The organism is Kitasatospora sp. NPDC101183, from assembly GCF_044767945.1.
GTDB lineage: Bacteria > Actinomycetota > Actinomycetes > Streptomycetales > Streptomycetaceae > Kitasatospora.
Map to the genome: position 1 here is coordinate 243,828 of NZ_JBIWOW010000010.1, position 7,270 is coordinate 251,097.

6 protein-coding genes and 1 pseudogene are annotated in these 7,270 nt (G+C 74.0%); all 7 read left to right on the forward strand.

Going from position 1 to position 7,270, the window contains the following annotated elements:
* Positions 1–13: 13 nt before the first annotated feature.
* A pseudogene (locus tag ACIRRS_RS16725) lies at positions 14–139 on the forward strand (MbtH family NRPS accessory protein); the annotation flags it as partial.
* Between the two features lie 42 nt (positions 140–181).
* The gene (locus ACIRRS_RS16730) at positions 182–706 is read left to right on the forward strand and encodes a GNAT family N-acetyltransferase (protein ID WP_402971067.1); all 525 of its coding nucleotides are present in this window, start codon (positions 182–184) and stop codon (positions 704–706) included.
* A 63-nt stretch (positions 707–769) separates the two neighbouring features.
* Entirely contained in the window at positions 770–2,176 is a 1,407-nt protein-coding gene (locus ACIRRS_RS16735) for a KamA family radical SAM protein (RefSeq protein ID WP_402970965.1), read from the forward strand.
* Positions 2,173–3,240, forward strand: coding sequence for an L-erythro-3,5-diaminohexanoate dehydrogenase (locus tag ACIRRS_RS16740; protein ID WP_402970968.1), 1,068 nt, complete (start codon positions 2,173–2,175; stop codon positions 3,238–3,240). The genes ACIRRS_RS16735 and ACIRRS_RS16740 overlap by 4 nt, the downstream gene beginning before the upstream one ends.
* Entirely contained in the window at positions 3,237–4,814 is a 1,578-nt protein-coding gene (locus ACIRRS_RS16745; RefSeq protein ID WP_402970971.1) for a lysine 5,6-aminomutase subunit alpha, read from the forward strand. The genes ACIRRS_RS16740 and ACIRRS_RS16745 overlap by 4 nt, the downstream gene beginning before the upstream one ends.
* Positions 4,811–5,596, forward strand: a complete 786-nt coding sequence (locus tag ACIRRS_RS16750) for an OAM dimerization domain-containing protein (RefSeq protein WP_402970974.1) — start codon at positions 4,811–4,813, stop codon at positions 5,594–5,596. The genes ACIRRS_RS16745 and ACIRRS_RS16750 overlap by 4 nt, the downstream gene beginning before the upstream one ends.
* Entirely contained in the window at positions 5,593–7,146 is a 1,554-nt protein-coding gene (locus ACIRRS_RS16755; protein WP_402970977.1) for an amino acid adenylation domain-containing protein, read from the forward strand. The genes ACIRRS_RS16750 and ACIRRS_RS16755 overlap by 4 nt, the downstream gene beginning before the upstream one ends.
* Positions 7,147–7,270 lie beyond the last annotated feature (124 nt).

Genomic DNA, 7,270 nt, shown 5'->3' on the forward strand with positions numbered 1-7,270 from the left:
CACCCCTCGTAGGAGCACCCGAATGACCCATGTCGTGATCGTCAACCAGCAGGACCAGTACGCCGTCTGGCCGCTCAAGGCCGGGACGCCGTCCGGCTGGGAGGCCACCGGCTGGACCGGCGACGAGCGCGCCTGCCTGGAGCGCGTCGCCGAGGGCTGGACGGACCTGCGCCCCGCGTCGGTGCGCGCAGCCGTCGCCGAGGACGCGGCCCGCCAGGCCGTCCACCTGCTCACCGCCGGGCCCGTCCAGCTGCGCGAGGTGCTCCCCTCCGAGGCCGAGCAGCTGCGCGACGGCGGCACCGCCGGGCTGGAGTGGCTCGGCGGCGCCCCCGGCGCCGGCACCCGGGTCGCCGCCAAGATGCTCACCCGCGCCGCCGAGGCCGGCCTGCTGCTGCCCGGCTGGGGCATGTACCTGCTGGTCCGCAGCGAGGACGCCGTCGCCGTCGGCGGCATGGGCTTCCACGGCTCGCCCGACGGCGGGCAGGTCGAGATCGGCTTCGACCTCGTCGAGGAGGCGCGCGGCCACGGCTACGCGACCCTCGCGCTCAGCGAACTCGCCTGCTGGGCCCTGGAGCAGGACGGCGTCGAGCGCGTCATCGCCACCACCGACCCCGAGAACACCGCCTCCCAGCGCGTCATGGAGCGGGCCTCCTTCGAGCGCCTGCCCGACGCCGAGGGCCTGTTCGTCTACCAGCTCACCCACTGACCACCCCACCACCGCCCGACGGACGTCCGACCGCCGGTGGCCCGTTAAGGAAACCGAGGCATCATGGCGTACGCCGCCCCCACCCTGGCCCCCACCGCCCTCGACCCGCTCCCGCAGCCGTACGAGTACCGGCGGCGCGAGGCCGTCGAGCCCGACTGGACCCGCTTCCCCGGCTGGCGCGACGTCACCGCCGCCCAGTGGCGGGACGCGCAGTGGCAGCGCGCCCACTGCGTCAAGAGCGTCCGCCAGCTGCGCGAGGTCGTCGGCCCCGGCCTGGACGAGGCGTTCTACGCCGACCTGGAGACCGACCAGCGGGAGCACGCGACCATGTCGCTGCTGCTCACCCCCCAGGTGCTCAACACCATCGGCCCGGACGGGCCGCCGGAGACCGGCGCCTGGTACCGGGACCCGGTGCGCCGCTACATGCTGCCGGTCGCCTCCGACCGACAGCCCACCCTGCCCAGCCACCCGCTCGCCTCCCGCGACTCGCTGCACGAGGCCGAGATGTGGGCGGTGGAGGGGCTCACCCACCGCTACCCGACCAAGGTGCTGGCCGAGCTGGTCACCACCTGCCCCCAGTACTGCGGGCACTGCACCCGCATGGACCTCGTCGGCAACAACACCCCGCAGATCGCCAAGTACCGCTTCGTGCTGCGCCCCGCCGACCGGCTGGACCGCATGATCGACTACCTGCGCGCCACCCCGACCGTCCGCGACGTGGTCGTCTCCGGCGGGGACGTCGCCAACGTGCCCTGGCCGCGCCTGCGCTCCTTCGTCGACCGGCTGCTGGACATCGAGTCCGTCCGGGACGTCCGCCTCGCCAGCAAGGGCCTGATCGGCCTGCCCCAGCACTGGATGGCTCCCGAACTCCTCGACGGCATGGCCGAGTTGGCCGCCAAGGCGCGCAACCGCGGCGTCTCCCTCGCCATGCACACCCACGCCAACGCCGCCCAGCAGGTCACCCCGCTGGTCGCCGAGGCCTCCCGCGCCCTGCTGGACGCCGGCCTGCGCGACGTGCGCAACCAGGGCGTGCTGCTCGACGGCGTCAACTCCAGCCCCGAGGCGCTGCTCGACCTCTGCTTCGGCCTGCTCGACAACGCCGGGATCATGCCCTACTACTTCTACCTCTGCGACATGATCCCCGGCGCCGAGCACTGGCGCCTGCCGCTCGCCGAGGCGCAGCGCCTCCAGCACGCGATCATGGGGTACCTCCCCGGCTTCGCCACCCCGCGCGTGGTCTGCGACGTCCCGTACGTCGGCAAGCGCTGGGTCCACCAGGTCGACTCCTACGACCGCGAGCGCGGCATCTCCTCCTGGGCGAAGAACTACCGCACCTCCGTGGAGCACGGGGACCCGGAGGCGCTGGAGCGCACCTACCGCTACTACGACCCGGTGCACACCCTGCCCGAGGCCGGCCGCCGCTGGTGGAGCACCCCCGAGGCCCTCGCCCTCGCCGGGGGTGCGGCATGACCGCCCTGGGAACCCACCGGGTGCTGGAGCCCGCCGGGGTGCTGCCGCAGGCCGCCTGGCGGCTCGACCCCGACCCGCGCATCGCCGACGACGAGGTCCTCGTCTGCCTGGAGGTGCTCAACCTCGACGCCGCCTCCTACCGGCAGCTGCACGAGGCGCACGGCGGCGACGGCGAGGCGATCCGCGAGCAGGTCTGCGCGATCATCGACGAGCGCGGCAAGATGCACAACCCCGTCACCGGCTCCGGCGGCATGCTGATCGGCCGCGTCCAGGCCGTCGGCCCCGACTCCCCGCTGGGCCTGCGCCCCGGCGACCGCATCGCCACCCTCGTCTCGCTCAGCCTCACCCCGCTGGCCGTCTACGACGGGCTCCTCGGCTGGGACGGCCTCGGCGAGCGCATCCCCACCTCGGGCCACGCCGTGCTGTTCGGCCGCTCCATCGCCGCCGTCCTGCCCGAGGACCTGCCGGACGAGCTCGCCCTGTCCGTCCTGGACGTGTGCGGCGCCCCGGCGCTGACCGAGCGCGTGGTGCGCTCCTCGCCGCTGCCCGCGCCCACCGTGCTGGTGCTCGGCGCGGCCGGCAAGTCCGGCTCCCTGTCGATGGCCGCCGCCCGCCGGGCCGGCGCCGGCCGGATCATCGGCCTCGTCCCGACGGAGACGGAGCTGCGCGCCCTGGAGGCCTCCGGCCTCGCCGACCTCGCCCTCCTCGGGGACGCCCGCGACCCGCTGGGCCTGGCCGCCCTGCTGGAGCGCCACGGCGATCTCGCCGACATCACCGTCGTCTGCACCGACGTGCCCGGCTGCGAGCACCCCGCGATCCTCGCCACCCGTGACGGCGGGACGGTCGTCTACTTCTCCATGGCCACCTCCTTCCCGGCCGCCGCGCTCGGCGCCGAGGGGATGGCCCGCGACGTCACCATGCTGATCGGCAACGGGTACACCCCCGGGCACGCGGCGCTCGCCCTGGACCTCGTACGGCGGGAGCCGGGCGTGCGCGCCCTGTTCGACCAGCGGCTCGGCGCCCCCGTGCCCGCCCCCGTGCTCGTCGGAGGCGGCGCCCGATGAGCCGAGCCGTCGTCCCCGCCGTAGCCCCCAAACTCGGCCTCGACCCCGCCCAGGTGCGCCGCGCCCGCGAGCTGGCCGCCGAGGTCGGCCGCCCCGTCGTCGACCTCGCCCGCTCCCACACCACCGTCGCCGTCGAGCGCGCCACCCTGCGCCTGGCCGGCCTCAACGGCGCCGACGCCGAGGGCATCCCGTGGGCCAACCGGCTCGTCGACGCCGTCCGCGACCAGGTCGGTCTGGAGCACGGCGTCTGCCTGCCCGTCTGGGAGGCCCTGCGCGGCGGCGGCTACCGCGACCTCACCGACCTCGCCGCGCACGCGGCGACCCGTACCGTCCCCTTCCGCGTCCCCTCGGGCTCCGAGGCTCTCGGCTCCGAGGCGGACGCCCGTACGGCCGTCGCCCGCGGCATCGCCCGGATCGACGAACGGCGGCGCGAACGCGAGGAGTTGGTGGCCCGCTGGGGGGATCCGAGCGGGCCCTGGATCTACCTGATCGTCGCCACCGGCGACATCTACGAGGACATCCGCCAGGCCCAGGCCGCCGCCCAGGGCGGCGCCGACGTCATCGCCGTCATCCGCTCCACCGGGCAGTCCCTCCTCGACTACGTCCCCGACGGCGCCACCCGCGAGGGCTACGCCGGCACGTACGCCACCCAGGAGAACTTCCGGCTGATGCGCGCCGCGCTGGACGAGACCTCGGCCGAACTCGGCCGCTACGTCCGGCTCACCAACTACGCCTCCGGGCTGTGCATGCCGGAGATCGCCGCCCTCGCCGGCATGGAACGCCTCGACATGATGCTCAACGACTCCATGTACGGCATCCTGTTCCGCGACATCAACCCGATCCGCACCTTCGTCGACCAGCGCTTCTCCCGCCAGCTCCACGCCCGCGCCGGGATCGTCATCAACACCGGCGAGGACAACTACCTCACCACCGCCGACGCCGTCGACGCCGCCCACACCGTGACGGCCAGCCAGCTCCTCAACGAGTACTTCGCCAAGGAGGCCGGCCTCGCCGACGGCCAGCTCGGCCTCGGCCACGCCTTCGAGATCGACCCGGCGGTGCCCGAGTCCTTCCGCCTCGAACTCGCCCACGCGCTGCTCGCCCGCGAACTCTTCCCCGACGCCCCGCTCAAGTGGATGCCGCCCACCCGGCACATGACCGGCGACGTCTTCCACGGCTACCTGCTGAACGGCTTCTTCAACCTCGCCGGGGCACTGACCGAACAGAGCATCCTGCTCGTCGGCATGATGACCGAGGCCGTCGTCACCCCCTTCCTCTCCGACCGCGACCTCGCGCTGCGCAACATCCGCTACGTGCTCGACGCGGCCGGCGGCCTCGCGGAGGACTTCCGCCCCGCCCCGGACGGCCTGATCGCCCGCCGTGCCGCCCACGTCCTCGGCGAGGCCGTCGACCTGCTCGGCGACATCCGCGGCCGCGGCCTGCTCGACGCCATCGCCGAGGGCACCTTCGGCGGCATGCGGCGGCCCCCGGCGGGCGGGCGCGGCGCCGACGGCGTGGTGGCGCGGGCCGACGGCTACCGCAACCCCGCCATCGACCTCCTGGAGACCACGTGAGCCTGCAACCCTCGCCTTCGCTCGCACCGCCCGAACTCCCCGCCCCGCTGGGCGCCGTCCGCCCGTACGGGGACACCACCGACGACGGCATGGTCCAGCTCTCCTTCACCCTGCCCGTCCCCCACGGCCCGCGCGCGGACGGCGCCGCACTGCAGCTCGCCCGGCGGATGGGCATCGACCGGCCGATGCTCGTACACTCCAAGCCGATCGGCTCGGCCTTCACCTTCTTCGTCGTCTACGGCCCGGTGCTGCACGAGGTCGACCTCGACACCATCTCCGTCATCGAGCGGGAGTACCCGCTGCTGAGCGCCAAGGAGATCAACACGGCGATCGGCGACCGCCTCGGCCGCAAGCTCGTCGTGCTCGGCGCCTGCATCGGCACCGACGCGCACACCGTCGGCATCGACGCCATCCTCAACATCAAGGGCTTCGCGGGCGAGAAGGGTCTGGAGTACTACCGCGAGCTGAAGGTCCTCAACCTGGGCGCGCAGGTCAGCGTCCCCGACCTCGTCCGCCGGGCGCGGGAGGAGGGCGCCGACGCCGTCCTGGTCTCCCAGGTGGTCACCCAGCGGGACGCGCACCTCACCAACGTCAAGGAGCTCAGCGCCGAACTGACCGCCGAGTTCGGCGAGTCCGAGCGCCCGCTGCTCGTCGTCGGCGGCCCGCGCTTCGACCCGGACGCGGCCACGGAACTGGGCGTCGACCGCGTCTTCGGCCGGGGCACCACGCCCGCCGACGTCGCCAGCTTCCTGGTGCACGCGCTGGTCGGGGCCGAGGGATGAGCTTCCGCCCCGCGACGTTCCTCTCGGACCCGCACCTGCTGATCCACCTCGCCGACCCGTTCCTGCTGCACCCGGAGCCCCCGATGCCCGCCGACCGCCTCGACACCCGCTTCGCCGCCGCCGCTCACCGGTACGCCGGCCGTACGGCCGTCTCGGACATCTCGGGCTCACTGACGTACCGTCAACTGTCTTTGCTGGTCGACGATGTGGCCACGGCCCTTGCCGGTCTCATCACCCCCGGCCAACTCGTCGCCCTCCGCGCCGGCCGCACCCGCCACGCCCCCGGCGCCATCCTCGGCATCCTCCGCTCCGGCGCCGCCTACCTGCCCGTCGACCCGGGCTACCCGGAGGCGCGGCAGAAGCACCTGCTGGACGACTCGGGGGCGCACCTCGTCCTCACGGACGCGCCGCTGCTCGACGGCGAATCCCCCCTCGCCGTCGTCGGCCCCTTCACCCTCGCCACCCGCGCGGGCGCCGTCCCGAAGCCCACCCCCGCCGACACCGCCTACGCCATCTACACCTCGGGCTCCACCGGCCTCCCCAAGGGCTGCCTGGTCAGCCACGCCCACGTGCTGGCCCTGATGGACGCCGCCGCGCCGCTGTTCGCCCTCGGCCCGGACGAGGTGTGGACGGTCTTCCACTCCTGGAGCTTCGACTTCAGCGTCTGGGAGCTGTGGGGCCCGCTGCTGTACGGCGGCCACGCCGTCGTCGTCGACCGCGACACCGCCGCCGACCCCGAGGCCTTCGCCCACCTCCTGGCCGAGCGGGAGGTCACCTTCCTCAACCAGGTCCCGTCCGCCTTCGGCAACCTGGTCACCGAAGCCATCGCCTCCGGCCTGTCCTTCCCCGCCCTCCGCCACATCGTCTTCGGCGGCGAAGCCCTCGTCCCCGACGACGTCCGCCGCTTCTGGTCCGCCGGCCTCGGCCCGGCCGCCGAGATCGTCAACATGTACGGCATCACCGAAACCACCGTCCACGTCACCCACTGCCCGCTCACCCCGGCCCTGCTGGACACCGCCCTCCCGGGCCGCACCCCCATCGGCCGCCCCCTCCCCCACCTCGCCTTCTCCCTCCGCGACGCGGAGGGCAACCCCGTCCCCCAGGGCCGGCCCGGCGAACTCTGGGTCTCCGGCGCCTCGGTCAGCCACGGCTACCTGGACCGCCCCGAGCTGAACGCCGCCCGCTTCACCAACGGCCACTACCACAGCGGGGATTGGGCCATCGAGGAGCCCGACGGCACCCTCAGCTACCTCGGCCGCCAGGACGGCCAGGTCAAGCTCCGCGGCTTCCGCATAGAACTCGGGGAGATCGAAGCCGCCCTCCGCACCGTCCCGGGCGTCACGAGCGCCGCCTGCACCGTCACCCCCGACGCCCAGTCCCTCACCGCCTACGTGGTCGCCGACCCGGACTCCACATCGACCCGCGCCATCCGCGCCCACCTCGCCGACCACCTGCCGGCCCACATGCTCCCCCAGTCCATCCACCACCTCACCCGCCTCCCCCTGACCCCCCACGGCAAGCTGGACCGCACCGCCCTCCTCGCCGCCTGACTCCGCCTGGTGCGGGGGGCGGGGGGGGGGGCGCCGTCCCCCCCCCCCCCCCGGGGGGGCCGGGTACGGGGGTTTCGGGGGGGGTTGTTCAGGGTTGTGAGTAAAAGGGGGGGGGGGGTGGTTT